The sequence below is a fragment of the Acinetobacter sp. R933-2 genome, assembly GCF_030325485.1.
Lineage (GTDB): Bacteria > Pseudomonadota > Gammaproteobacteria > Pseudomonadales > Moraxellaceae > Acinetobacter > Acinetobacter sichuanensis.
Genome location: NZ_JACAIJ010000054.1, coordinates 1 through 1158, shown reverse-complemented (window position 1 = coordinate 1158; position 1158 = coordinate 1). Strand labels below are relative to the sequence as shown.

Below are 1158 nucleotides of genomic sequence, written 5' to 3'. Positions count from 1 at the left end.
GGCGAGCCGAAAATCGTTGCGGAGCTAACTTATCCAGCTACAGGTTTGAAATGTGTAGACCGTATTTACACTGACCTGTGCGTGATTGATGTCACTGCTGAAGGCATGAAAGTGATTGAAAAAGTGGAAGGTCTTTCATTTGAAGAATTGCAGTCGTTGACGGGTGCAAAATTGATTGATGCGACGGTTTAAGACACTTTAGAAATATACAGAATCCCCTTTTTCAAAGGTGGACTTCAAAGCATGAATCTCCCCTAACCCCTCTTTGAAAAAGAGGGGGACTTTGACCAATAAATATTTATTTTTCATTGGAAAGTCTCCCTCCTTTCAGGAGGGATTAAGGGAGGTAAAGGATTTAAAAATGAAAAATGCATACATTATTGATGCCATCCGTACCCCATTCGGTCGTTATGCAGGCGGACTTGCACCTGTACGTACAGATGACTTAGGCGCATTGCCAATCAAAGCTTTAATTGAACGTAATCCATCTGTGAACTGGGAAAAAGTCGATGATGTGATTTATGGCTGTGCCAACCAAGCAGGTGAAGATAACCGTAACGTTGGTCGTATGTCTGCACTTCTTGCAGGTGTGCCATATCAAGTGCCTGCAACCACAGTCAACCGTTTATGCGGTTCATCGCTGGATGCTGTGGCTATGGCTGCACGTGCGATTAAAGCAGGCGAAGCCGATTTGATTATTGCAGGTGGTGTAGAAAGCATGTCACGTGCCCCATTTGTGATGGGTAAATCTGAATCTGCTTATGGTCGTGCACAAAAGCTTGAAGACACCACTATGGGGTGGCGTTTTATCAATCCAAAACTCAAAGAAATGTATGGTGTTGAAACCATGCCTCAAACTGCGGAAAACGTGGCTGAGCAATTCAACATTAACCGTGCAGATCAAGATCAGTTTGCTTTGACCAGTCAGCAACGTACTGCTGCTGCGCAGGCAAAAGGTTTCTTCGACAAAGAAATTATTGCTGTGACCATTCCACAGCGCAAAGGCGATGCCATTGTTGTGGCAAAAGATGAACATCCTCGTGCAACTACGATTGAAGCATTAACCAAGTTAAAACCTGTAGTGAAAGCTGAAGGTACAGTCACTGCGGGTAATGCTTCAGGCATTAACGATGGTGCAGCAGCATTGCTCATCGCTTC

1 protein-coding gene and 1 pseudogene are annotated in these 1158 nt (G+C 44.5%); both read left to right on the top strand.

What is annotated here, in order from left to right; translation table 11 throughout:
• Window positions 1-192: pseudogene (locus HX005_RS19530) on the top strand (3-oxoadipate CoA-transferase); the annotation flags it as partial.
• 169 nt (window positions 193-361) lie between these two features.
• A partial coding sequence (locus tag HX005_RS19525; protein WP_286378572.1) for an acetyl-CoA C-acyltransferase occupies window positions 362-1158 on the top strand: 797 nt, incomplete at its 3' end.